Origin of the sequence: Methylobacterium sp. 17Sr1-1 (genome assembly GCF_003173775.1) — a bacterium.
GTDB lineage: Bacteria > Pseudomonadota > Alphaproteobacteria > Rhizobiales > Beijerinckiaceae > Methylobacterium.
The window spans coordinates 2,215,219-2,238,572 of sequence record NZ_CP029552.1; the positions used below are offsets into that span (position 1 = coordinate 2,215,219).

Consider the following 23,354-nt stretch of genomic DNA (forward strand, 5'->3'; position numbering starts at 1 on the left):
GCAAAGCGTAGGCCTCGCAGGAGGCCTCCAGATGTCTCGGTGACCTCTGGAGCCCTCCTGCGAGGCCGCTGCGCGGCGCCTCAGGATGAGGTGGTGGATGGGATGGTTCGTAAAGCGATCCACAGGTCGCAAAAGAGTGCGCCCCCGGACGGGATCCGTCCGAGGGCGCCACGTCGATGATGCAAAGCGCGAGCCCGCGTCAGCCCCGCTTCAGCCCGACATTCCCCGGCAGCGGCTGGCGCTTCGCACGGGCGACGGCCTGGAGCGGGTCGGGCCGCGGGGTCACGGCGTCCTGGATGTCGCGGCCGAGCGCCTGGGCGAGGCAGGCATAGCCCTGGTCGCCCATGTGGAACTTGTCGGAGGACAGCATGCCGGCGAGCAGGTCCGGATCCTGTCGGTTCCAGTCCTTCATCAGGGCGTAGCGCGAGAAGACCGGTACCTCGGCCCCGGTCGCGACGGCCGCGACCAGGCCGACGAAGCGCTCGTAGCGGGCGTGATCGGGGATCGCCGGGTAGTATTGCTGGTCGAGGATGATCAGGTCGCTGCCGGCGGCGCGGACGAGCGCGATGCCCTGCTCGAGCCGGACCCGGAACGCCGCCTCGCTGCCGCCGGTGATCGCGTCGTTGGTGCCGACCTGCCAGATCACCAGATCGGGCTTGACCGTCTGGTTCAGGGCTTCGGCGAGGCGTGCCAGGGTCTGATCGGCGGTCTCGCCGCCGATGCCCGCATTGGTGACCTCGACCGGGGTGCCGCGCCAGGCAGCGCGCAGGGATTGCTGCAGCAGGTGCGGGTAGGTCCGGTCCGGCGCCGAGGCGCCGATGCCCTCGGTCGAGGACGAGCCGATGGCCAGCACCCGCACCGCCTCACGCCGCGCCACGTGGGCCTCGGTCACGTCGAGGCTCATCCGTTCCACCGCCGCCGGCAAGGCAGCCGGGCAGGCCGAAGCAGGACGGGCCGCAACGCAGTGACCGGCGAGAATGGCCGCCGTCAGGCAGGCCATCCGGCCCAGGTGAAACCGGAGGAGCATGGCAGTTCCGGACAAGGAGGGAGATGAACCGATTCGGTTCCGTATTTGTCGGGTAACATGCGCGTTACCGCCGATCCAGCCCAAAATGAAGCTGAGCCAAGACGAACCCCGGGGCTCTGCTCGGCTGGTCAGCGAAAGCCGTGACGATCGCCGAGAACTGAGCAGGTCCGGCTCACCCCCGGTTAAGCTTGAGCCGCCGTTGACGGCTTGTCCTCTGGGCGCGACTTCGATCCGCATGCCGGTGATGGGACGCGATCATGGGCCTGCCGGCAATCCCCGGCCGGCCACGCTCCACATCATCATGGCCGCCCGCGAGCCGGCAGGCCGCCTCACGCCTCCTCGGGGATCTCCAGGTCGAGCAACGCCGCGCTCAATCCCTTGCCGTGGGCGTCGAGCGCCAGCGAGCGGGTGACGCCGCCGCCCAAGGCCCCCGTCATCACGAAGTTGAGGGCGCCGAGACGGGGGAGGGCGTAGCGGGTCACCTCGCCCTGGATGACGCCGTGGAAGTACGCTTGCACCCGCTCCGCGGTGACGTGGCGCTCCAGACGCGGGTAATCGGCCGGATCGTAGGCGATCAGCGAGATGTTGGCGGTGTTGCCCTTGTCGCCGGTGCGGGAATGGGCGAGCGCGCGCAGCTTCATGGTCGTCTCCCTCACGCCTCGATCATTTGCACGCTCGGCCGGGCGAGCGCCGCCGGCACCAGGACCGAGAGCACGCCGACCACCTCGCGGGCCGATTTCCAGGCCCCGCCGCCGCCGGCCGGGCCGTTGGTGTAGAGGGTCTCGACCTCGTTGCCGATCCGCGCCGCCTCCCCGAGGCTGTCGCAGCGCCCGGCGACGCGGATTCTGACTTCGTAGGGCTCTGCTTCACCCGCCAGACGGGCACCGTGCAGGGAATCGACGCCGATCAGGTCGAAGCGCAGCTCGCTCGCCCTGACGCCGGTGAGCTCAAGGCGCTCGCGCACGATGTCGAGGGCGAGGCGGCCGCGCGCTACGGCGCCTGGGCCCGCATAGGAGATCTGGCCCTCGCCGATATAGGAATCGATCAACCCGACCGAGACCTTGAGGAGCCCGGTCGCAGGCAGGCCGCGCCCGCCCGTCACCCGCACCCGGTCGGGGCCGAGTGCCTCCATCGTCACCTCGGAGAAGTCGGCCACCACGTCGGGCTGGAGGTAGCGGGCGGGGTCGTGCACCTCGTAGAGCAGCTGCTCCTTGCAGGTCGCGAGCGTCACCTGCCCGCCCGATCCCGGAACCTTGGTGATCTCGATCCCACCCTCTTCGTCGACGATGCCGATGGGAAAGCCGAGGCGGGCGAGGCCGGCCACGTCCTTCACCCCGGGATCGGCGAAGTAGCCGCCGGTGATCTGGCCGGCGCATTCGAGGAGGTGGCCGGCGAGCGTGCCGCGGCCGAGGCGATCCCAGTCGTCCATTCCCCAGCCGAAGGCGTGGATGAGGGGGGCGAGGAACAAAGCCGGGTCGCCGACCCGGCCGGTGATGACGACGTCGGCGCCTCGGGCCAGCGCCTCGGCGATCGGGCCGGCGCCGAGATAGGCATTGGCCGAGATCACCCGGTTGCCGAGGTCGCGCACCCGGCCGCCGGTCTCCAGGATCTCGTAGTCGCCGGCGCCGACCGCCTCCAGCACGTCGTCGCCGATCACCGCCGCCACCTTGAGGCCGGCGAGGCCGAGGTCGCGGGCGATGGACCGGGTCTTCTCCGCGGCGGCGAGCGGGTTCGCCGCGCCCATATTGGTGACGATGCGGGTGCCGTTGCGCCGGCACGGCGCCAGCACCGCCCGCATCCGCGCTTCCAGCAGCGGGTCGTAGCCGGCGGCGGGATCGCGCAGGCGGGCCTGCTGGGCGAGCGCGATGGTGCGCTCGGCCAGGCACTCGAAGACGAGATAGTCGAGGGCGCCGTGCTCGGCGAGCTCGATCGCGGGCTCGATCCGGTCGCCGGCATAGCCGGCCCCGGCGCCCAGGCGGATGGTCTTCATCATCGGTCTCCTCGGCTCAGAGCGGAAAAACCCCGAAGGCGACGGCCGCGAAGGTCATCACCACGGAGGCCGCGAGCAGGAACGGGAAGGTGAATTTCTGGTGGTCGGCGAGGTCGATGCCGCAGAGCCCGCAGACCAGGAAGGTCGCCGGGGTGAGCGGACTGACGGGGAAGCCGGTGGTCATCTGGCCGAGCAGCGCGCCTTGCGCCACCTGGAGCGGCGGCACGCCGAGCTGGTGGGCGACCTCGGCCACCACCGGCAGCACGCCGAAATAGAACGAATCCGGGTCGAACAGCATGCTGAGCGGCATCGAGACGAGGCCGAGCGCGAAGGGAATGTGCGGGGCGAGGCCGGGCGGCACGAAGGCCACGGCCCCTTGCGCCATCGCCTTCAGCATGCCGGTGCCCTGCATGATGCCGGTGAACACGCCCGCCGCCAGCAGGATCGACGCCATCAGGATCGCCGCCTTCGCGTGGGCATCGATGCGCTGGCGCTGGGCGTCGACGCTCGGGTAGTTGATGATCAGCGCCAAAGCCGTGCCGAGCATGAACATCAGGGCCGGTGGGATCTTTTCGGCCATCAGCACCATGGTGCCGAGCACCGCGACCGTGAGGACGAGGTTTTGCCAGAACCGGTCCGGCCGGCGCAACGACCGCTCGGCCTCGCTCAAGGCGCGCCCGCCGGCGGTGATCGCCTCTCCGGTGCCGGCCCCGGCGCGCTTCAGACGGCGCTCCTCGCGCAGGCCGAGCCAGTACGAGACGGCGAAGATGAACAGGAGGCCGACCGCCTGCACCGGCACCAGCGGCGTGAAGATGTCGGGGATCGGCAATTTCAGGGCGGCGGAGGCCCGGATCATCGGCCCGGTCCAGGGCAGGAAGTTGACGCCGGCTGCAAGCGACGCCGCGCAGGCGAGGATGCGCCGGTCGATCCCGACCCGGTCGTAGAGCGGCAACATCGCCGGAATCGTGATGAGGAAGGTCACCGCGCCCGAGCCGTCGAGGTGGATCAGCAGCGCGAGCAGCGTCGTGCCGGGCACGATCCGGCTCGGCCGGGTGCCGACGGTGGCGAGAATTTTATCGATGATCGGATCGAGCAGCCCGGCATCGCTGACGATGCCGAAGAACAGGATCGCGAACACGAACATCCCGACGACCGGCGCCAGGCTCTGGATGCCGGCGAGCACGAACTTGCCGGTCTCGAGCCCGAACCCGCCGGCGAGGGCGGCGGCGACCGGGATCACGATCAACGCCACGAGGGGCGACAGGCGCTTGGTCAGGATGGCGGCGAGCAGCAACGCGATCGTGCACAGGCCGAGCAGGGCCAGCATCGTTTCCTCCGGGGGTTTCAGCGCTCGGACGTGGCGCCGTTCAATGTCCCCAAATCACACCAAGAGGCCGGCGATCCGGCAATTGAAAAGATCGGATCGTCCCGATAACCATCCATTATGGATCTCAACCTGCGCCACGTCCGGGCCTTCGTGTCGGTCGCGCATCTGCGCAGCTTCACCCGGGCGGCCGCGCTCCTGAACCTGTCGCAGCCAGCCCTGACGGTGCAGATTCGCCGGCTGGAGGAGGCCCTGGCGGTGCGCCTCCTCGACCGCAACAGCCGCAGCGTCGCGCCGACCCGGGTCGGGCGCGAGCTGCTGCCGGTGTTTCAGCGCGTACTGCGCGAGCTCGACAGCGTCGTCATCGACACCCGCGACCTCGCGGCGCGGCGCCACGGCATCGTGCGGATCGCGGCCCTGCCCTCGGTGGCGGCGGGCGTGCTGCCGGACGCGATCGCGGCCTTCCGGGCGGCGCATCCGCGGATGGGCTTCGTCGTCAAGGACGCCATCGCCGAGCGGGTGCTCGCTTTGGTGCGGCGCGAGGAGGTCGATCTCGGAGTCACCGGCGGCGAGGTGCGCGATCCCGACGTCGCGGTGCTCGCGCGCGCCGCGGACGCCCTGCACGTGGTCTATCCCGCGGGCCACCCGATCGGGGAGGTCGAGACCGTGACCCTGGAGGCGCTGGCCGAGTACCCGCTGGTGCTGATGGATGCCGAGACCAGCGTGCGCGCCGTCGTCGACGCCGCCTTCGTAGCCGCCGGGCGCCTGCCGGTGACGGCCTGCGAGGCGACCTACATGATGACCGCGGTCGGCATGGTGCGGGCTGGGCTCGGCCTCACCATCCTGCCGGGCTCCGCCCGCGAGATCCGCGCCGAGCCCGACTTGCGCTCGCGTCCGATCGCCGAGGCGAGCTTTTCCCGCCCGGTCTGCCTGATCGCCAAGGCCGGGCGCACGCTGCCGGCCGCGGCGGAGGATTTTTTGGGGGAGCTGGTGCCGGCGCTGGGGGCGGAGTTTTCGGGGGTGGGGTGAGTGGTCGTGGCGGGCGCACGTCCAGTCGCTCCGAAACTGCTTGGCAAGGATCGAGGGCGACCGGGATGCATGATGCGAACCCCGCTTGATCTGCCCGAGACCAATAATGCGCGGGATCCCCTCTCCCATGTGGGAGAGGGGTAGGGGTGAGGGTGGCGCGTTTCAGAATTAAGCACAGGTCGTTGAGCTGCCAGCACGACAGTCATAGCTTGACGCGGACGCGCGCCACCCTCACCCCCGACACCTCTCCCACACGGGAGAGGGGAGACGCGCTCTATTCTTATCCGACTGGATCAACTTGGATCTCTTTGCCTGATGGAGCGCCTCAGCCCCCGTACAACCCCTTATGCGTCTCGCGCAGCAGGTTCTTCTGCACCTTGCCCATGGTATTGCGGGGCAGCTCGTCCGCGATGATGACGCGCTTCGGCAGCTTGAACTTGGCGAGCCGCCCTTCGAGGGCCGAGAGGATCGCGGCCTCGCTCGGGGCCTCCGCCCCGCGCGGCACCACCACGGCGGTGACGCCCTCGCCGAAATCCGGATGGGGTACGCCGATCACCGCCGATTCGAGCACGCCGGGCAACCCGTCGATCTCGGTCTCGACCTCCTTCGGGTAGACGTTGAAGCCGCCGGTGATGATCAGGTCCTTGCCGCGCCCGACGATGTGGACGTAGCCGCGCTCGTCCAGCTTGCCGAGGTCGCCGGTGATGAAGAAGCCGTCGGCCTTGAACTCGGCGGCGGTCTTCTCCGGCATGCGCCAGTAGCCCTTGAACACGTTGGGCCCGCGCACCTCGATCATCCCGACCTGATCGGCCGCGAGTCCCCGGCCGGTCTCCGGATCGACCACCCGCAGCGACACGCCCGGCAGCGGGAACCCGACCGTGCCGGCGACCCGGTCGCCGTCATAGGGGTTCGACGTGCTCATGTTGGTCTCGGTCATGCCGTAGCGCTCGAGGATCGCGTGGCCGGTCTTCTCCTGCCACTCGCGATGGGTCTCGGCGAGCAGGGGCGCCGAGCCGGAGACGAACAGGCGCATGCCGGCGGTCGCCTCGCGGGTCAGGCCCGGCTCCTTGAGAAGGCGGGTGTAGAAGGTCGGCACGCCCATCAGCGCGGTCGCCCGGCCCATCAGCGACAGGATCAGCGGTGGATCGAGCTTGGGGAGGAAGACCATCGCGGCGCCCGACATCAGCACCGTGTTGGTGGCGACGAACAGGCCGTGGGTGTGGAACACCGGGAGCGCGTGGATCAGCACGTCGTCCGGCGTGAAGCGCCAGTAATCGACGAGCGTCAGCGCATTCGACGACAGGTTGTCGTGGGTGAGCATCGCGCCCTTCGAGCGCCCGGTAGTGCCCGAGGTGTAGAGGATCGCCGCGAGATCGTCCGAGGCGCGGGGCACGTCGGCGAAGTCGCCGGTCTGGCCCGCGGCCTCGGCCGCCATCGTGCCTTCGCCCTTGGCGTCGAGTGTGCCGACCTGCTTGACGCCTGCCGCCTCGGCCACGGGCTTCAGGGCGTCCAGCTTCCCAGGATCGCAGACGAACAGGGCCGGCTCGGCGTCGCCCAGGAAGTAGGCGATCTCGGCGGGGGTGTAGCCGGTGTTGAGCGGCAGGAAGACCGCGCCGGCCCGCACGCAGCCGAGATAGAGCGCGATCACCGCCGGGCTCTTCTCGACCTGCACCGCCACCCGGTCGCCGGGCGCGACGCCCAGGCCGACGAGAGCCGCGGCGTAGCGGCCGGATTCGGCGATCAGGTCGGCGTAGCTCCAGCGCAGGCCCTCGGGAGTTTCGAGGAAGACCTTGGCCGCCGGGTCGGCGGGGAGGCGGGAGCGGACGATGTCGAAGAAGTGGTTGGACATGGACTGATGCTCTCGGAGACCGGCGACGGCACGATAACGCCGGCTATTCGAAGGTCGCGGGTCTCTCCTCTCACCGCGGGCGGGGAGAGGGCTGCGTCTCCGTTCAGGAGATGCAGCAAGCCCGAAGGGCGAGGGTGAGGGGGCGTTTCCGGAGGAGCCACATCCGGCACCTCCCCCTCACCCTCGGCTGCCGCCTCGCCGCGCCGACGACAAGGTCGTCGCGGCCCTCTCCCCGCCCGCGGGGAGAGGAGGATGCTCACTATGCCTCCGCCAGCGCCACGGACCGCGCCGGCGGCAGGTTCTGGCGCAATTCGCGGTTGACGGTGAGCGAGGCCGAGACCGTGCCGAGATTGGCGTAGGTCTCGTGGTTCTTCTCGATCGCCGCGAGGTCGTAGAGGTAGTTGACCATCAGGCCGTAGCCCTGCGCCAGGCCCTTCGGCGAGACGTCGCCGAGAAAGTTCAGGCGTTCCAGCCGGGCGCCGTTGCCGAGATGGAACCGGGCGACCGGATCGACCGGCTTGCCGCGCGGGGTCTTGGCGCGCAGGAAGTAGTAGGCGGCCGCCGGCAACAGGGCCTTCTTCACCGCGTCCGCCTTGGCCTTGTCGGCGTGCCAGTCGGGCTGGTCGAGGAGGCGCAGTGTCTCGACGTCCTCGCGGGTGATCCCCTGCGGGGCGTCGGCCCGGCGCTCGCGGTCGAGCCAGGTACGGAAGGTCGGCACCGGCGACAGGGTCACGAAGGTCTTCAGCGCCGACATCTCGCGGCAGAGATCCTCCACCACCTGCTTGATCAGGAAGTTGCCGAAGGTGATGCCGGCCAGGCCCTTCTGGCAGTTCGAGATCGAGTAGAAGATCGCGGTCGTCGCCTCGCGGGTGTCGGTCGGCCGGCGGTCGTTGGCGAGGATCGGGGCGATCGCCGCGGCGATGCCGGTGGTGAGCGCCACCTCGACGAAGATCAGCGGCTCGTCGAGGAGCGCCGGGTGGAAGAAGGCGAAGCAGCGCCGGTCCGGCGGCTCGATGCGCCGGCGCAGGTCGTCCCAGTCCGAGATGGCGTGCACCGCCTCGTAGCGGATGATCTTTTCCAGGATGTGGGCCGGCGTCGTCCAGTCGATCCGGCGCAGGACCAGGAAGCCGCGGTTGAACCACGACGCGAACAGGTGCTCGAAGTCGGAATCGAGGCTCTCGACGGCCTCCGCCAGGGCCGGATCCGGCTTGTCCGCCTTGCGGGCGGCGTCGCGCAAGGAGAACAGGTCCTCGCGCATCCGCACCAGGGCGATCGTGCCGTCGCGGGCGAGGTTGAGGCGGCGGATCAGCTCCTGCGATCGCGGCTCGGCCGCCTCGTGCAGGCGCCCCAGCGCCGCCCGGGACGGCGCCTTGGCGTAGGCCGCGATGGCGCCCTCCACCGCCGCGTGGTCGGCGCCGAAATCGAGGGCGATGCGGCGCAGGAAATCGTGGCGGTCGGCGCGCCCGAAGCTGTCGTAGCGGTCGAGGATGATACGGGCCAGCGCGACGCCCGAGGCCTCGCCGCGCCGGGAGATCAGGTCCTCGCAGAGCTTCACCACCTCGGCGACGCTCGCCTTGGCGGGATCGTCGCGGCCGAAGGCGATCAGCCCGCGGCCCCGGTCCGAGATGCTCTGGAGGAGGTCGCCGAGGAACGAGATCGCCGCCATGGGGCCTTGCTCACCGTCGCGTTGCGCGGCCGCCCGGGACCCGTATCCTGAGTCCGTCGCGCCGCCCGTTGTCACATAGGGCTCCGCTGCGGCAGCGGAGAGGAGGGAGGGGCGCCGCCGGGAGTCGCGGGCGGGTCCCGGCGGCGCGCTGCGCATGGTGGCGCCTCTACTTGGTCGAGGGCAAGAGGAGATCCGGCAGCCACAACGCGATGCCGGGGACGACGCACAGGACCAGGATCGCCACGGCCATCAGGATCACGAAGGGCAAGGTGCCCCAGATGATCTCGGAGAGCGGGATGTCGGGCGCGATGTTCTTGATGACGAAGATGTTGAGGCCCACCGGCGGGTGGATCAGCCCCATCTCCATGGTGATCGTCATGACGACGCCGAACCAGACCAGGTCGAACCCCGCCTCCCGCAGCGGCGGCAGGATGATCGGCGCGGTCATGAGAATGATCGAGACCGGCGGCAGGAAGAAGCCGAGGCCCACCACCAGGAGCAGGATGGTGAGGAGCAGCAGCCACGGCGAGAGATGCATCGCCACGATCGCGGCGGCGGCGGCCTGCGAGATGTGGAGGTAGCTCATCACGTAGGCGTAGAGCAGCGACATGCCGATGATCAGCATCAGCATGGTCGATTCGCGGAGCGTCGCGATCAGGATCGGGCTGACGTCCCGGGCCCGCCAGACGCCGTAGATCGCCGCGATCAGCGCCAGCGCCAGCAATCCGCCGAGGCCGGCCGTCTCGGAGGGCGTGGCGTAGCCGCCGTAGAGCGCCACCATGACGCCGGTGAGCAGCACCACGAAGGGCAGCACCCGCGGCAGGGTCGAGAAGCGCTCTGCCATCGAGTAGCGGTCTTCCGCCAGGATCGGGTGCTCCGGCCCGCCGGTGACGTAGGCCGCCCGCGCCGTGGCGAATTCGCGCCGGAAGCGCCAGGCGGCGTAGGCCGCGAAGAGCAGGACCAGCAGCAGCCCCGGGCCGATGCCGGCGAGGAAGAGCCGCCCGAGCGACTGCTCGGCCGCGACCGCGTAGAGGATCATGGTGATCGAGGGCGGCAGCAGGATGCCGAGGGTGCCGCCCGCCGCGATGATGCCGGCGGCGAAGCCTCCGGAATAGCCGCGCCGACGCATCTCCGGGATGCCGGCGGAACCGATCGCCGAGCAGGTCGCCGGGCTCGATCCCGCCATGGCGGCGAAGAGTGCGCAGGCGAAGACGTTGGCGATGCCGAGGCCTCCCGGGATCTTGTGCATCCAGGCATGCATCGCCGAGTAGAGGTCCTGACCCGCCTTCGACCGGCCGATCGCCGCGCCCTTCAGGATGAAGAGCGGGATCGACAGGAGCGTGATCGAGGCCATCTCCTCGTAGACGTTCTGCGCCACCGTATCGAGGGAGGCGCCGGGCATGAAGGCCAGCATGAAGACGAGCGCCACCGCGCCGAGCGCGAAGGCGATCGGGATGCCGGCGAGCATCGCCCCCAGGGTGGCGCCCGCGTAGAGGGTGCCGATGATCGCGGTGCTCATCGGGCAACCCCCTTCTCGCCGGGTTGCTTGTCGTGCTTCTTGGCCCGCTCGAGATCGGCGCTTAAGCCCACCTTCGGATCGGCGAAGCCGGCGGCCTCCGGGCCGCGGGCGACGGCCTCGGCGATCTGGAGCAGGAATTGCAGCGCCAGCAGCGTCATACCGACAGCCATCAGCGAGTAGGGGATCCAGAGCGGCGGGCCCCAGGTCGATTGCGAGATCTGGCCGTCCTCCCAGGCCTCGTGCAGCAGGGTCCAGCTCTTCCAGGCGAAGAACGCGACGAAGCCGAGGCTGACCACGTCGGCGAAGAGCAGGCGCAGGCGGTTCGCCCGCGGCGGCAGGAGGCCAGTCAGCGCCTCGATGGCGACGTGGCCGCGCTTGGCCTGGACGCCCGCCGCCGAGAGGAAGGTGGCGCCGACGATGAGGAACACCGCCGTCTCGTCCTGCCACTCGGTCGGGATCTTCAGGAAGTAGCGGACGACGACGCTGTAGCTCAGCACCAAGCAGGCGGCGACGAGGGCGACGCCGCCGAGAAGCAGGATCAAGCGGTTCAAGCCCGCCATCGCGGCGTCGATCGCCGCGAGCGGGCCGGGGAGCCGGACCCGCGCCGATGCGCGCTCCGGCTCCGCGGCGGCGGAGGCCGCGTCGAAGGCGTGGCTCACGCGACCGCCTCCGCGAGCTTCAGCATCTCGGCGCAGGACGAGGACTTGGCGGCGTAATCCTTCCAGGCCGAGTCGCGGGCGATGGCGCGCCAGCGATTGAGCGTCGCCTCGTCGAGGGCCTCGACCTTGGCGCCGGCCTTCGAAAAAATCTGCTCGACCCGGGTGTCGTCGGCTTGCGCGCCCTCCTGGCCGAAGGATTCGAGCTCGGCGCCGACCGCCATGATCAGGTCGCGCTGATCCTTCGTCAGGCCGTCGAAGATCGCCTTCGACATCATGATCGGCTCGAGCATGAACCAGTACGAGCGGCCCCGGGCCGAGGTGAGGGACTTCGACAGCTCTTCCAGCCGGAACGAGATCAGGCTGGTCGAGGAGGTGATGACCGCGTCGCAGGCGCCGGTCTGCATCGCCGCGTAGGATTCGTTCGAGGGCAGGCTGAGGGTCGCGGCGCCCGCGGCCTTCATCATCAGGTCCATCTCTCGCGAGCCGCCGCGGACCTTCATGCCCTTGGCGTCCTCCGGCCGCACCAGCGGGCGGTCGCGGCTCGCGACGCCGCCGGCCTGCCAGACCCAGGAGACCAGCACGATGTTCTTCGACAGGAGGATCTCGGTCAGCTTGCGGCCGACCGGCGCCGTCTTCCAGGCCATCGCCTGCGGGTAGGAGGTCACGAGCGCCGGCATCAGCCCGATATTGGTCTCCGGCACCTCGCCGCCGGCATAGGGCAGCGGGTAGAGGCTCATGTCGAGCGCGCCCTTGCGCATCGCGCTGAACTGGGCGTTCGTCTTCATCAGCGACGAGCCGGGATAGACCTGGACGTCGAGCGCGCCCTTCGAGCGCTCCTTCACGGCGGCCGCGAACTTGCGGCACATCCGATCGCGAAAATCGCCCTCGTCGATCGTGCCGCCCGGGAACTGGTGCGAGAGCTTCAGGGTCGTGGCGGCCTGCGCGGCGCGGCCGAGGCCGATCAGGGCGGGCGCGGCGAGGCCGGCGGCCACGATCGTGCGGCGGGTGAGGGCCATGGCGTTTCCTCCGTCGGGAGCGCGTCGGCTCCGGATCCGTCGTTGGAGCGCGGCCTTCTCGGGGGACCGCTGCGTCGTGCTCGGAAAAGACTCCCATCTTGTATATTTTGTCAACCGGCGTGCATATTCTGCGGAAGTCGTATCCCATGCGCCCGGAGGAGGGAGGCGCCATGCGTCATGCTGCGAGTCACGCTTCCGCGAACCAAGCACCCCGGAACCACGCCCAGCGGCTGCGGCAGACGATCGAGGACGAGATCGTGGACGGGGTCCTGCGCCCCGGCGACCGGCTCGACGAGGTCCAGCTCGCGGCCCGGTTCGGGGTCTCGCGCACCCCGATCCGCGAGGCGCTGCTGCAACTCGCCGTCACCGGCCTGATCGAGATCAAGCCGCGCCGCGGCGCGGTGGTGAGCACGCCGGAGCCGGCGCGGCTGATCGAGATGTTCGAGACCATGGCGGAGCTCGAGGCCGCCTGCGGGCGCCTCGCCGCGCGACGGCTCACCGACGCGCATCAGCGCGATCTCGTCGCCGCCCTCGACGCCTGCCGGGCGGCGGCCGGTGCGGGCGACACCGAGGCCTATTACGCCGAGAACGCGGTCTTCCACGCCGTCATCTACCGGGCCTCGCGCAACGGCTTCCTGTGCGAGCAGGCGGTCGGTCTGAGCCGGCGCCTCGCGCCGTTCCGGCGCATCCAGCTCCGGGCCCGCAACCGGCTGCGCCAGTCGCTCGCCGAGCACGAGGGCGCCGTGGAGGCGATCCTGGCCGGGGACGAGGTCTTGGCCGGCGAGCGCTTGCGCGCCCACGTGCTGGTGCAGGGCGACCGCTTCGCCGAGCTGATCCGCAGCCTGCCGGGGGGCAGCGCGGCGGCCTAGTCTCCATGGGTCAACCCATTGACGCTAAGGCATTTTATCTCATCCGGAACGCTCCCCGCGACGCAACGTTGTGACTCCCGAGCGCCCACGCTTGTGGGCGACACGTCCTCCTGATCCGGTGTCGCGATGCCGCCCGAACCCCGCTCCGGTTCCGCCCCGTCCGGCGTGACCTCGACCCTGTGGACCGTCTTCCTCGGCCTCGCGCTCGTCCGCCTCGTCACGGCGCGGCGGCCGGACGGCGTGATGGAGGCGGCGCCGGACCCGACCCGGCATCTCGGCGGCGGCGCCAAGTCGTATTCCGGGCGCCCGGCCCAGTGGGTCGCCGATACCGAGGGCGACCGCGGGCGCAAGGCGGAGACGCCGACCGAGATCCCCGCCAAGGGCTGGAAGGACGTGCTCTACCGCGTCTATCTCGAGTTCCAGAAGGATCGGGTGCTGTCGGTGGCGGCCGGCGTCACCTTCTACACCCTGCTCGCCATCTTCCCGGCGGTGGCGGCCCTCGTCTCGCTCTACGGATTGTTCACCGATCCGAGCAGCATCAACGACCACCTCTCCCTGCTCCAGGGCGTGCTGCCGTCGGGTGCCCTCGACATCATCGGCGACCAGGTCAAGCGCATCACCGCCAAGGGCGGCACCACGCTCGGCATCACCTTCTTCACCAGCCTCGCGATCTCGCTGTGGAGCGCCAATGCCGGCATGAAGGCGATGTTCGACGCGCTCAACATCGTCTACGAGGAAGAGGAGAAGCGCAGCTTCATCCAGCTCAACCTGCGCTCGCTCACCTTCACCTTCGGCGCGCTGGTCTTCGTCGTGGTGGCGCTCGGCTGCATCGTGGTGCTGCCGGTGGCGCTGAACTTTTTGGGCAATTTCGGCATCCGGATCAGCCCGACGGCCTGGTACATCGCTCTCCTGCGCTGGCCGGCCTTGCTCGCGGTGCTGCTCCTCGTGCTGGCACTCCTCTACCGCTACGGGCCGAGCCGCGACCTGCCGCGCTGGCGCTGGGTCACGCCGGGCAGCCTGACCGCCGGATCCGTCTGGCTCGTCGCCTCGATCGGCTTCTCCTGGTACGTCGCCCATTTCGGCAACTACAACGAGACCTACGGCTCGCTCGGCGCCGCGATCGGCTTCATGACCTGGATCTGGATCTCCTCGACGATCGTGCTGCTCGGCGGCGAGATCAACGCCGAATTGGAGCACCAGACCGCCCGCGACACCACCACCGGGCCGGAGCAGCCCATGGGCACGCGCCGCGCCCGGATGGCCGACACGGTCGGGGCGCCGGCCTGACCTCTTCGCGACGCCGCAGCCTCTCGCCGGATGCGGCGTCCGCCCCCATCTTGTGTCCTCGTCATTCGAGTATCGCGACGAGGAGAGGCCCCGATGGCCGCGACCGAGACCGGCACCGCCGAGACCCGCACAGACGCGGAGTGGCGCCGGACCCTGACGCCCCAACAATACCGCGTGCTGCGCGAGCACGGCACCGAGCGCCCGGGCACCAGCCCGCTCAACCACGAGAAGCGCCCCGGCACCTTCACCTGTGCCGGCTGCGGCCAGCCGCTGTTCGATGCCGCCACCAAGTTCGAGTCCGGCACCGGCTGGCCGAGCTTCTCCGCCCCCCTCGACGGCGCGGTCGAGACGCAGACCGACCGCTCGTTCTTCATGACCCGGACCGAGGTCCACTGCGCCCGCTGCCAGGGCCATCTCGGCCACGTCTTCGACGACGGCCCGGCCCCGACCGGCCTGCGCTACTGCATGAACGGGGTGGCGATGGGGTTCGAGCCGGAGGCGTAGGGGGCCGTCCGGCCCCTTGCGTTTAAGCCGTCCGACCGTGCAGCGAGGCCCGGAACAGCTCCCGGAACTCCTCCGCCCCGACCGGCCGGCCGTTGGTCGCCGTCGAGTGATCCTCGACCGCGCGGGTGATCAGCGCCTCGCAATCGGCCTCCGTGACCCCCATGGCGGCGAGGTCCGTCGGCAGGCTGAGGTCGCGGTTCAGCGCCTCGATCGCGGCGGCGAGGTCGGCGCCCTCGGGCAGGCCCATCGCCTTGCGCAAGGCGCCGTACTTCTCGGCGCAGGACGGGGCGTTGAAGCGCAGGAGGTGGGGCAGGATCACGGCGTTGAGGGTGCCGTGATGCAGGCGCTTCGCCTTCAGGCCGCCGAGGGCGTGCGACATCGAGTGGACCGCGCCGAGGCCCTTCTGGAAGGTCATGCCGCCCTCGAGCGCCGCCATCATCATGTCCTCGCGGGCCTCGATGTCGCTGCCGTCGCGCACCGCGCGGACGAGCGAGCGGGTGGCGCGGGACAGCCCGTCGAGGGCGATCGCCTCGGCCGGCGGGTTGTGGCGCGGGCTGAGATAGGTCTCGATGCAGTGGGTCAGGGCGTCCATGCCGGTGGCCGCCGTCAGGCCCGGGGGCAGGCCGAGCGTCAGCTCGGGGTCGCAGATCGCCACGTTCGGGATCAGGTGGGGCGAGATGAAACCGAGCTTGCGCCCGTCGGCCAGCGTGATCAGGGCCGCGCGGCCGACCTCGCTGCCGGTGCCGGCGGTGGTCGGCACGGCGAAGACGGGCGGCTGGTCGGCGCGGATGCGCGGGATGCCGCCGAGGATCGCCGCGTAGGTGGCGAGCGGCTCGTCGTGGGTGGCGAGCAGGGCCACGCCCTTGGCGAGGTCGAGCGGCGAGCCGCCGCCGACCGCGATCACCGAATCGCATCCTTCCGCCTTGAAGCGGTCGCGGCCCTCCAGCGTCGCCTCCTCGGTCGGGTTCTCGGGCGTGCCGTCGAAGACCGGAGTCGTGGCGGGCAGGCCGGCGGCGTCGAGGACGCGGGCGATCAGGCCGGCCGCCACGACGCCGCGATCGGTGACGATCAGGGGCTTCTGCGCACCGAGAAGCGCCAGCTCCTCGCCGATCAGCCGGACGGCGCCGCGCTCGAACTGGATCCGGGTGAGATAGGTGATGAGGCTCATGGGGGCTGCCTGACGTGATCCGGAGCCCGGGCTCCTCAGCGCGCGGGGGCGCGGCCTTGCGCCCGTCCTGCCTCCCGCACGCCTCTTCCCGGGCGTAGCAACAGCCTTAGCACAGGGCGTCAGTCGGGCGCACAGGGTGGGCCATGCGGATTGCGTCAGGCGCCCATGAGCCCGGCGGCTGCCAGCAGCGCCTCCGTCCCGATCGTGGTCGCGTCGAGGAGCGGTACGCCGTCGAGAGTGGGGGGCAGGCGCCAGCCGGGCAGGTTGGTGCTCCAGACCAGCACCGCCTCCGTCCCGACGGCCACCTCCCGCGCGGCTCGCGCGAGCCTGGCCGGGGTCACCGCGGCGGCAAGGCGGTTCTCGGTGATGCCGAGGGCGGCGGCCGGGCCGACCGCGATGCCGGCCTCACGGAAGCGCCCGCCGACCAGCTCGGCCTCCGTCGAATCACCCTGCACCACGAGGCCGAGGCGGCGGTAGCCCGCGCGGGCGATCGTCTCCCGGGCGGCGAGGGCCGTCGTCACCATCGGCAGGCCGCTGCGGCGGGTGATCGTCTCGCACAGGCGCTCGTCGGGCGAGAAGCCGAGGGCCGCGCCGCGGGTGGCGTTCCAGCACAGGGCCGCCACGCCGGCATCCGCCAGGAGATCGGCGGCGGTGAGGAAGACGGATTCGTCGTACGATTCGCCCTTCAGCATCGCCCCGTAGGGCACCCGGGCGTAGCAGGCGGCGGCGGGCAGGCCGGCGAGCCGGGCTTCGGTCGCCCGCTCGACCACGCGGTTGGAGGAGGGCAGGATCACCCCGAGAGCCCGGATCGCCGCCAAGGTCTCCTCATCCGTCATATCGGTCATCGGCGCGGTCCTTCGGTCAGGCGGGCCACCATCAGGGCCTGGGTGCGGGCGACGTGGGCGTGCATCAGGGTCCGGGCGCGCTCCGGATCGCGCGCCCGCAGAGCCTCCAGGATGTTCCGGTGCTCGGCCAGCGACTCGGCCACCCGGCCCTCCGCCGCGAGGGCGAAGTTGCGGGCCCGCTCCAGCCGGGCGAAGGCCCGTCCATGCGCCTCGGCGATGGCCGGGCTGCGGGACGCGGTCACGATCAGCCGGTGGGCCTGGCGGTTGAGGCGGGTATAGGCGTCGCGGTCGTGCTCCGCCGCCTCCAGGGCGGCCTGGAGCCGGTCGAGCCGGTCGATCTCGGGCGCGGTCATCCGCTCGGCGGCGAGCCCTGCGCAAAAACTCTCCAGCGCGACTTCCAGCTCGAACAGCGGCACGAGGTCGGCGGGGTCGAGCCGCGCCACCAGGGCGGCCCGGTTGCGGCGCAGGGTGACCAGGCCCTCCCCGGCGAGCAGCTTCAGGGCCTCGCGCACCGGCGTGCGGGAGACGCCGAGGCGGGCGACCAGGTCGGGCTCGTTCAGCACCTCGCCGGGAGGGAGCAGGTTGAGCAGGATCAGCCGGCGCAAGGCGGCGGCGGCCTGCTCGGTAAGGGAGGGGGCGGGGCGGGAGGGGGCGTCGGGGGAGAGAAGGTCTACCAAGAAGGCCTCGTGCGATGTCCGTCCAGCTCAGCGCCGGACGTTTGATCGCGGGATCCCCTCTCCCGTATGGGAGAGGGGAACGAGTTCTACGCGTGAACCGGCGTTTGATCCGGGCAATCAAGTCTGAGCGTGCCGCTCACACCAGCCGCCGCGACAGCCCCGTCATCCGCTCCATGACGGCGATCCCCCCGATCGTCGCGACGATCAGGATTCCCGAGAGCGCCGCGATGGTCACGTCGAGGCGGCCCTCCAGGTCCTGCCACATCCGGATCGGCAGCATGTCGGTGGCGGCGTCGCGCAGGAACAGCGAGACCGGGATGTTGTCGAAGGAGGCCATGAAGGCGAGAAAGCCCCCCGACAGGATGCCGGGCCGGATCAGCGGCAGGGTGATGCGCCGGAAGGTGTAGAGCCGCGAGGCGCCGAGGCTGGCCGAGCCTTCGAGGAGGGAGGGCTGGAGCTGGGTCAGTGCCGCCACCGTGTTGCGCACCACGTAAGGCACGCAGACCACGGTGTGGCCGAGCACCAAAGTGGCGACCGAGACCGGCCAGCCCAGCAGCGAGAAGAACATCAGGCTCGACAGGCCGAAGGCCAGGGCCGGCAGGATCAGCGGCGAGAGGAAGAAGCTGTCGAGGAGGCGCGCCGAGAGGCGCGGCGAGCGCGCCACGGCGAGCGCCGCCAGAACCCCGAGCCCGACCGCCAGCACGGTGGCGAACACCGCGACCGTGAGGCTGTTCTTGAGCGCGTAGTGCAGCTGCCAGGCCTCCATCAGTTCGCCGTACCAACGGAAGGAGTAGCCCGGCGGCGGGAAGCGCAGGGACAGCCCGTCGGTGAACGAGACCACCAGCACGATCACCGTGGGGGCCAGCAGCAGCACCAGGGCCAGGAGGGCGAGAAGGTGCAGGAGGCCCTCGAACGAGAGCCGGTCGAGGGCGCCGGGAGTGCGGGACATCGGAACTCCTCAGGTCTGCGCGTAGCCGCGGGCGAGGCGGCCGAGGGCGTTGAAGGCCAGCACCACGGCGAGCACCGCGACGAGGAAGACCACCGACATCGCGGCCGCGAAGGGCCAATTCTGCAGAGCGATGGCCTGCTGGTAGATGTAGCCCGGCATGAACAGCATCTGCCCGCCGCCGATCAGCGACTGGGTGATGAAGCCCGAGATCGCCGCCGCGAAGGTGAGGACCGCCCCGGCGATCAGGCCCGGCAGGCAGAGCGGCAGGGTCACGCGGACGAAGGTGCGCCAGCGCCCGGCCCCGAGCGCTTCCGAGGCGTCCCACAGGCTCGGATCGATGCGGGACAAAGCCGTCATCAGCGGCAGCACCATGAGCGGCATCTGCACCTGGGCGAGCGCCGCGACGAGGCCGCCCTCCGCGTAGAGCATCCGCAGCGGCGTCTCGATCAGCCCGAGCGACGAGAGCAGAGAGTTGACCACCCCCTGCCGCCCGAGGATCACGATCCACGCGAAGGTGCGGATGACCACGCTGGTGAGGAGCGGCGTCAGCACCGCCAGGATGATCACGCCCCGCACCCAGCCCCCGGCCCGGGTCGCGACCAGCGCCAGCGGCAGGCCGAGGACGAGGCAGGCGGCCGTGACCTTGAGCCCGAGCCAGAGCGTGCCGAGGAGCACGCCGAGGCTGAAGCCGTCGCTTAAGAAAGCCGCGTATTGCGACAGGCCGAGATGCCCGTCCGGCCCCTGGAGCGACAGTCCGAGGAGCGCCACCAGGGGCGCGGCGAAGAACGCCGCGAAGAACAGGGCGAGCGGGCTCGCCAGCCTCAGAGGGTAGGTGGTGACATCCGGCAGGGCCACGGCCAAAATCCTCTGACTGGATCCTTACAGCTTGATCTCGCGGTTGAACCGCTCGATCCAGGCCGGGCGCTGCGCGTTGATCGTCTTCCAGTCCTGGAACACGAACTTCTTCTTCAGGTCGTCGGTGTCCTTGGCCAGCACCCGGGCGATCTCGCCGGTCATCTTCACCTTGGTGTTGGTGGGGACCACCAGGTAGGGCGCCTGCATCAGCCGGGTCTGGACCGGCTCGGAGATCGCCGCCTCGATCAGCTTGAAGGCGAGCTCGCGGTTCGGCGAGTTCTTCACGATCTGGATCAGCGTCTTGAAGGCGATCGCGCCTTCCTTCGGCGCCACGAACTCCACCGGCACGCCCTTGGCCTTCAGGATCTGGATCGCGTTGAAGTTGCCGGGCGAGATGTCGACCTGGCCCTGCTGAAAGAGGGTGGCGAGCGCGCCGGGATTGGCCGCGACCGCCGAGAGGTTGGGCTTCAGCTGCTCCATCGCCTTGAAGGCGGGGTCGATGTTCGATTCCGAGCCGCCATGCATCTTGGCGATCTCGACCATGAAGCCGGTGCCGAGCGTCGAGTTCATGTTGGTGATGCCGACCCGGCCCTTGTACTCGGGCCGCCACAGGTCGGCCCAGGAGGTCGGCGGGGTCTTCACCGTGTCGGGATTGTAGGTCAGGCCGACGACCTGGAAGAAGGCGGCCGGACCGTTCGGGTCCTGCGCGTCGGGGATCAGGTCCTTGAAGGCGGCGCTGCGCTCGACGGGGAAGGGCTCGACGAGATCCTGGGCGAGGGCCGTCAGCGCCGGACCGGGATCGTGCAGCATCACGTCGATCGGCGGGTTCGACTTGGCGGCCGAGACCTTGGCGATCTGGTCGACCGACAGCATCGGGTCGAGGACGATCGGGGCGTTGTTCGTCTCCTTGCGGAAGGCCGGCACCAGCACGGCCTTGTGCGCCTCCTCCCAGCTGCCGGTGAAGGTGGCGAAGACGAGGGGCCGCGCCTGCGCGAAGGACAGGCCGGGAAACAGCTCCATCGCGCCGAGCGACAGGGCGGTGGTCAGCAGAGTGCGGCGGTCGAGCATCGATGGGGCTCCTTGTTCGGAAATCAGGCGGCGGCCGGGAAGGCGGAGGCGAGGCCGGGGGCGACGGCGATGCGCACCGGCGTGCCGGGCGGGCGCAAGAGCCCGCCGCCGAGGCGCGGCTCGGCGATCTTGAGCGGGCGGCCGGCGCCGACCCGGACCTCGTGGACGACGGTGGGGCCGAGCGGCAACGCCATCTCGACCACGCCCGCGATGCCCTCCTGCCCGTCGGTGAGGCGCAGGTGCTCGGGCCGCAGGCACACGGTGACGCGCGAGCCCGGCGCGATCGGCCGGGCAAGCGGCCGGGCCAGGACCTCGCCGCCGGCATCGAGCGCGATCCGCGGCTCGGTCCCGTTCTGCCCGAGCAGCACGCCGGGCACCGCGTTGGCCGAGCCGACGAAGGTGTTGACGAACAGGCTCTCGGGCGCGTCGTAGACCGTGGTCGGCGCGGCGAACTGCTCGAGCCGCCCGTTCGACAAAACCGCCACCCGGTCGGAGAGCGACAGGGCCTCCTCCTGGTCGTGGGTGACCAGCAGCGTGGTGACCCCGGCGACGCGCTGGAGCCGCTTCACCTCGATCTGCATGTCGAGGCGCAGGTTCTTGTCGAGGGCCGCGAAGGGCTCGTCGAGGAGCAGGACCGCCGGGCGGATGGCGAGGGCGCGTGCCAGCGCCACCCGCTGCTGCTGCCCGCCGGAGAGCTGGCGCGGATAGCGGCTGCCCGCATGCCCGAGCTGCACGAGGTCGAGGAGGCGACGCGCCTCCGCCGCCTGCTCGGCCCGGGGGGCGCCGCGGGCCGCGAGCCCGTAGGCGACGTTCTCGGCCACCGTCAGGTGCGGAAACAGCGCGTAGTTCTGGAACACGATGCCGACGGCGCGCCGGCTCGGCGGCAGGGCGTCGATGACCTGATCGCCGACGATCACCCGCCCCTCGGTCTGGCGCAGGAAGCCGGCGACGATGCGCAGCAACGTGGTCTTGCCGCAGCCCGACGGCCCCAGCAGCGAGACCAGCTCGCCGCCCTTGATGTCGAGGTTGATATTTTCCACCGCGACGGCGCCGCCGTAGCGGTGGGTGATGCCGTCGAGCACGACCGACCGGCCCTCCGCCTGGGCGCGCTCACGCGATCCGGATAGTGTCACGATGGTGGTTCCTGCGGCATCGATCTTGCTGCCTTCGATCGTCGCAAATCGTATGCCATTTCCGGGAAAGCCTATGTCAGTCCACCACTTGACCGTCGGAGGCGTTGCGTGAGCACGGAACTGTGGCGCCTGTCGGCGCTCGAACTCGGCCGGCTCTTCGCCGCCGGCCGGGCCTCGCCGGTCGCGGCCCTGGAGGCGGCGCAAGACCGCGCCGCCGTCTGGGAGCCGCATCTCAACGCCATCGCGCGGGAGAATCCGGGCGCGCGGGCGGAGGCCGAGGCGAGCGCCGCCCGCTGGCGCGCCGGGACGCCGCTCTCGGCCCTCGACGGCGTGCCGATGACCGTGAAGGAATTTTTGGTCACCGAGGGCCTGCCCTCGACCTATGCCGAGCCGGGCGAGGCGGCGGCCTCGTCCCACGACGAGCTGCCCGTCGCGCGGGCCCGTCGCGCCGGCTTGGTGACGCTCGCCAAGACGACGATGCCGGAATTCGCCGTGCAAGGTTACACGGCATCTGCCCGTTTCGGCGTCACTCGCAACCCGTGGAACGTCGCGCTCACCCCCGGCGGCTCGACCGGCGGGGGCGCCGCGGCGACGGCGGCCGGCTACGCGCCGGTCGCGCTCGGTACCGATGGCGGCGGCTCCCTGCGCCGGCCCGCCGCCCATACCGGGCTCGTCGGGCTGAAGAGCAGCCTCGGCCGGGTGCCGCGGCTCGGCGGCCTGCCCTCGCCGCTGCTCGATTTCGAGGTGGCCGGCGCGCTCACCCGCACGGTCGCCGACAGCCGCGCGATGCTCAGCCTGCTGCAGGGCGCCGATCCGCGGGTGCTGTGGTCGACCTTCACTCCGGCGCCACACCCTCAGCGTCCTCTGCGCGCCCGCTACGTCGAGCGCATCGGCGACGCGCCCCTCGACCCGGTCATCGCCGCCTCCTGCCGGCGGGCGCTCGCCGATCTCGAGGCGCTGGGCGTCGCGGTCGAGGAGGGGCCGCTGCCGTTCGAGATCGCCGGGCTGAACGCGCTGTGGCCGGAGATCGGCAAGATCGGCCTCGCCCGGCTGTTCGAGGCCGATCCGGCCCTGGCCGCGCGGGCGAGCGCGCCGTACCGGGCGATGGCCGAAGAGGGAGCGCGGGCCCCCGCGACCCGGCTCGCCGCCATCCTCGAGCGGGTGCAGGCCCTGCGCAACGCCGCGAGCGCGGCCTTCGCGGATCTCGACCTCCTCGTCACGCCCTCGGCCGCTGCGATGCCCTGGGCGGCGGATGCGGTCTATCCCGAGGTGATCGACGGGCAACCGGTCGGCCCCCGCGGTCACGCGGTCTATTCGGGCTGGGTCAACGCCGCCGCCCTGCCGGGTCTGAGCCTGCCGGTCGATCCGGCGCCGGACGGGATGCCGATCGGCCTCCACCTCGTGGCAGGGTTCGGCCGCGACGACCTCCTCCTCGACCTCGCCGAGGCGCTGGAGCGCCGCCGCCCCTTCGCCGATCGCTGGCCTGCCCTGCCCGGGGAGGCGTCCCGATGAGGAGCGGCGGCATCTCGGTCCACGCCGTCGACGTGGCGGAGGGCTGCCCGGCCCTCGGCCTCCGGGTCACCCTCGCGGCGATCGAGGAATCCGGCTCGCGCCCGGTCGCCGAGGGGGTGATCGGCCCGGACGGCACCTTCGACCACCCGGTGGTGCGCGGCACCGGGATCGGGCCCGGCATCTACGAGGCCGTATTCCACCTCGGCGCCTACTTCACGGCGCAGGGACGGCCGGGCCCGCACTTCCTCGACCGGGTGCCGTTCCGCTTCACCATCGTGGATGCGGCGGAGCATTATCACCTGCCGCTGAAGTTCACGCGCTTCGGCTACGCCGTGTTCCGGGGGGTGTGACCGAGCCGTGGGTCGGGACCGGCGCATGTCGTTGGCGCCGACCCGGTTCGCTCCACGA

At 70.8% G+C, this 23,354-nt stretch carries 22 protein-coding genes; 6 read left to right on the forward strand and 16 right to left on the reverse strand.

Going from position 1 to position 23,354, the window contains the following annotated elements; genetic code table 11:
- Positions 1-199: 199 nt before the first annotated feature.
- The 4 genes from DK412_RS09995 to DK412_RS10010 all read right to left on the reverse strand — a co-directional run bounded on the left by DK412_RS09995 (position 200) and on the right by DK412_RS10010 (position 4,344).
- The gene (locus tag DK412_RS09995) at positions 200-904 is read right to left on the reverse strand and encodes an SGNH/GDSL hydrolase family protein (protein ID WP_162596169.1); all 705 of its coding nucleotides are present in this window, start codon (positions 902-904) and stop codon (positions 200-202) included.
- A 452-nt stretch (positions 905-1,356) separates the two neighbouring features.
- Positions 1,357-1,668: a hypothetical protein gene (locus DK412_RS10000; protein WP_109971830.1), complete on the reverse strand. Its 312-nt coding sequence runs from the start codon at positions 1,666-1,668 to the stop codon at positions 1,357-1,359.
- An 11-nt stretch (positions 1,669-1,679) separates the two neighbouring features.
- A complete protein-coding gene (locus DK412_RS10005; protein WP_109971831.1) occupies positions 1,680-3,017 on the reverse strand; it encodes an acyclic terpene utilization AtuA family protein in 1,338 nt (445 codons plus the stop codon).
- 16 nt (positions 3,018-3,033) lie between these two features.
- On the reverse strand, positions 3,034-4,344 hold the full coding sequence (locus tag DK412_RS10010; protein WP_109971832.1) for a citrate:proton symporter: 1,311 nt from the start codon (positions 4,342-4,344) through the stop codon (positions 3,034-3,036).
- Between the two features lie 117 nt (positions 4,345-4,461).
- Here DK412_RS10010 and DK412_RS10015 point away from each other — a divergent pair, with 117 nt between their 5' ends.
- A complete protein-coding gene (locus tag DK412_RS10015; protein WP_109971833.1) occupies positions 4,462-5,370 on the forward strand; it encodes a LysR family transcriptional regulator in 909 nt (302 codons plus the stop codon).
- A 325-nt stretch (positions 5,371-5,695) separates the two neighbouring features.
- On the opposite strand, the gene DK412_RS10020 is transcribed toward DK412_RS10015, so the two are convergent.
- The 5 genes from DK412_RS10020 to dctP form a co-directional block, all read right to left on the reverse strand.
- Positions 5,696-7,219 carry a malonyl-CoA synthase gene (locus DK412_RS10020; RefSeq protein ID WP_109971834.1) on the reverse strand — a complete coding sequence of 508 codons (1,524 nt, stop codon included), beginning with the start codon at positions 7,217-7,219 and terminating at the stop codon, positions 5,696-5,698.
- 259 nt (positions 7,220-7,478) lie between these two features.
- Positions 7,479-8,885, reverse strand: a complete 1,407-nt coding sequence (locus DK412_RS10025) for a malonyl-CoA decarboxylase (protein WP_109971835.1) — start codon at positions 8,883-8,885, stop codon at positions 7,479-7,481.
- 166 nt (positions 8,886-9,051) lie between these two features.
- Complete coding sequence (locus tag DK412_RS10030; protein WP_109971836.1) at positions 9,052-10,404, reverse strand: TRAP transporter large permease subunit; 1,353 nt, start codon at positions 10,402-10,404, stop codon at positions 9,052-9,054.
- Entirely contained in the window at positions 10,401-11,063 is a 663-nt protein-coding gene (locus DK412_RS10035) for a TRAP transporter small permease (protein WP_109971837.1), read from the reverse strand. The genes DK412_RS10030 and DK412_RS10035 overlap by 4 nt, the downstream gene beginning before the upstream one ends.
- The gene (dctP, locus tag DK412_RS10040) at positions 11,060-12,079 is read right to left on the reverse strand and encodes a TRAP transporter substrate-binding protein DctP (RefSeq protein WP_109971838.1); all 1,020 of its coding nucleotides are present in this window, start codon (positions 12,077-12,079) and stop codon (positions 11,060-11,062) included. Before dctP ends, DK412_RS10035 begins: the two co-directional genes overlap by 4 nt.
- 170 nt (positions 12,080-12,249) lie before the next feature.
- Between dctP and DK412_RS10045 the strand changes: the two genes are divergently transcribed.
- The 3 genes from DK412_RS10045 (at position 12,250) to msrB (ending at position 14,739) form a co-directional block, all read left to right on the forward strand.
- Positions 12,250-12,948, forward strand: a complete 699-nt coding sequence (locus DK412_RS10045; protein WP_109971839.1) for a GntR family transcriptional regulator — start codon at positions 12,250-12,252, stop codon at positions 12,946-12,948.
- Positions 12,949-13,074: 126 nt separating this feature from the next.
- Positions 13,075-14,235: a YihY/virulence factor BrkB family protein gene (locus DK412_RS10050; RefSeq protein WP_109971840.1), complete on the forward strand. Its 1,161-nt coding sequence runs from the start codon at positions 13,075-13,077 to the stop codon at positions 14,233-14,235.
- Positions 14,236-14,328: 93 nt separating this feature from the next.
- The gene (msrB, locus tag DK412_RS10055) at positions 14,329-14,739 is read left to right on the forward strand and encodes a peptide-methionine (R)-S-oxide reductase MsrB (protein ID WP_109971841.1); all 411 of its coding nucleotides are present in this window, start codon (positions 14,329-14,331) and stop codon (positions 14,737-14,739) included.
- A gap of 22 nt (positions 14,740-14,761) precedes the next feature.
- Here the strand turns inward: msrB and DK412_RS10060 are convergent, their stop codons facing one another.
- The 7 genes from DK412_RS10060 to DK412_RS10090 all read right to left on the reverse strand — a co-directional run bounded on the left by DK412_RS10060 (position 14,762) and on the right by DK412_RS10090 (position 21,434).
- Entirely contained in the window at positions 14,762-15,907 is a 1,146-nt protein-coding gene (locus DK412_RS10060; protein WP_109971842.1) for an iron-containing alcohol dehydrogenase, read from the reverse strand.
- Positions 15,908-16,062: 155 nt separating this feature from the next.
- Positions 16,063-16,752, reverse strand: a complete 690-nt coding sequence (locus DK412_RS10065; protein WP_109971843.1) for an Asp/Glu/hydantoin racemase — start codon at positions 16,750-16,752, stop codon at positions 16,063-16,065.
- A complete protein-coding gene (locus tag DK412_RS10070; RefSeq protein WP_109971844.1) occupies positions 16,749-17,429 on the reverse strand; it encodes a GntR family transcriptional regulator in 681 nt (226 codons plus the stop codon). The genes DK412_RS10065 and DK412_RS10070 overlap by 4 nt, the downstream gene beginning before the upstream one ends.
- A gap of 136 nt (positions 17,430-17,565) precedes the next feature.
- Positions 17,566-18,378: an ABC transporter permease gene (locus tag DK412_RS10075; RefSeq protein WP_109971845.1), complete on the reverse strand. Its 813-nt coding sequence runs from the start codon at positions 18,376-18,378 to the stop codon at positions 17,566-17,568.
- A gap of 9 nt (positions 18,379-18,387) precedes the next feature.
- The gene (locus DK412_RS10080; protein WP_109971846.1) at positions 18,388-19,239 is read right to left on the reverse strand and encodes an ABC transporter permease; all 852 of its coding nucleotides are present in this window, start codon (positions 19,237-19,239) and stop codon (positions 18,388-18,390) included.
- Positions 19,240-19,257: 18 nt separating this feature from the next.
- On the reverse strand, positions 19,258-20,301 hold the full coding sequence (locus DK412_RS10085) for an ABC transporter substrate-binding protein (protein WP_109971847.1): 1,044 nt from the start codon (positions 20,299-20,301) through the stop codon (positions 19,258-19,260).
- Positions 20,302-20,324: 23 nt separating this feature from the next.
- Complete coding sequence (locus DK412_RS10090) at positions 20,325-21,434, reverse strand: ABC transporter ATP-binding protein (RefSeq protein WP_109971848.1); 1,110 nt, start codon at positions 21,432-21,434, stop codon at positions 20,325-20,327.
- Positions 21,435-21,542: 108 nt separating this feature from the next.
- On the opposite strand from DK412_RS10090, the gene DK412_RS10095 reads away from it, so the two are divergent.
- The gene (locus DK412_RS10095; protein WP_109971849.1) at positions 21,543-22,946 is read left to right on the forward strand and encodes an amidase; all 1,404 of its coding nucleotides are present in this window, start codon (positions 21,543-21,545) and stop codon (positions 22,944-22,946) included.
- On the forward strand, positions 22,943-23,296 hold the full coding sequence (locus DK412_RS10100; protein WP_109971850.1) for a hydroxyisourate hydrolase: 354 nt from the start codon (positions 22,943-22,945) through the stop codon (positions 23,294-23,296). The genes DK412_RS10095 and DK412_RS10100 overlap by 4 nt, the downstream gene beginning before the upstream one ends.
- Positions 23,297-23,354 lie beyond the last annotated feature (58 nt).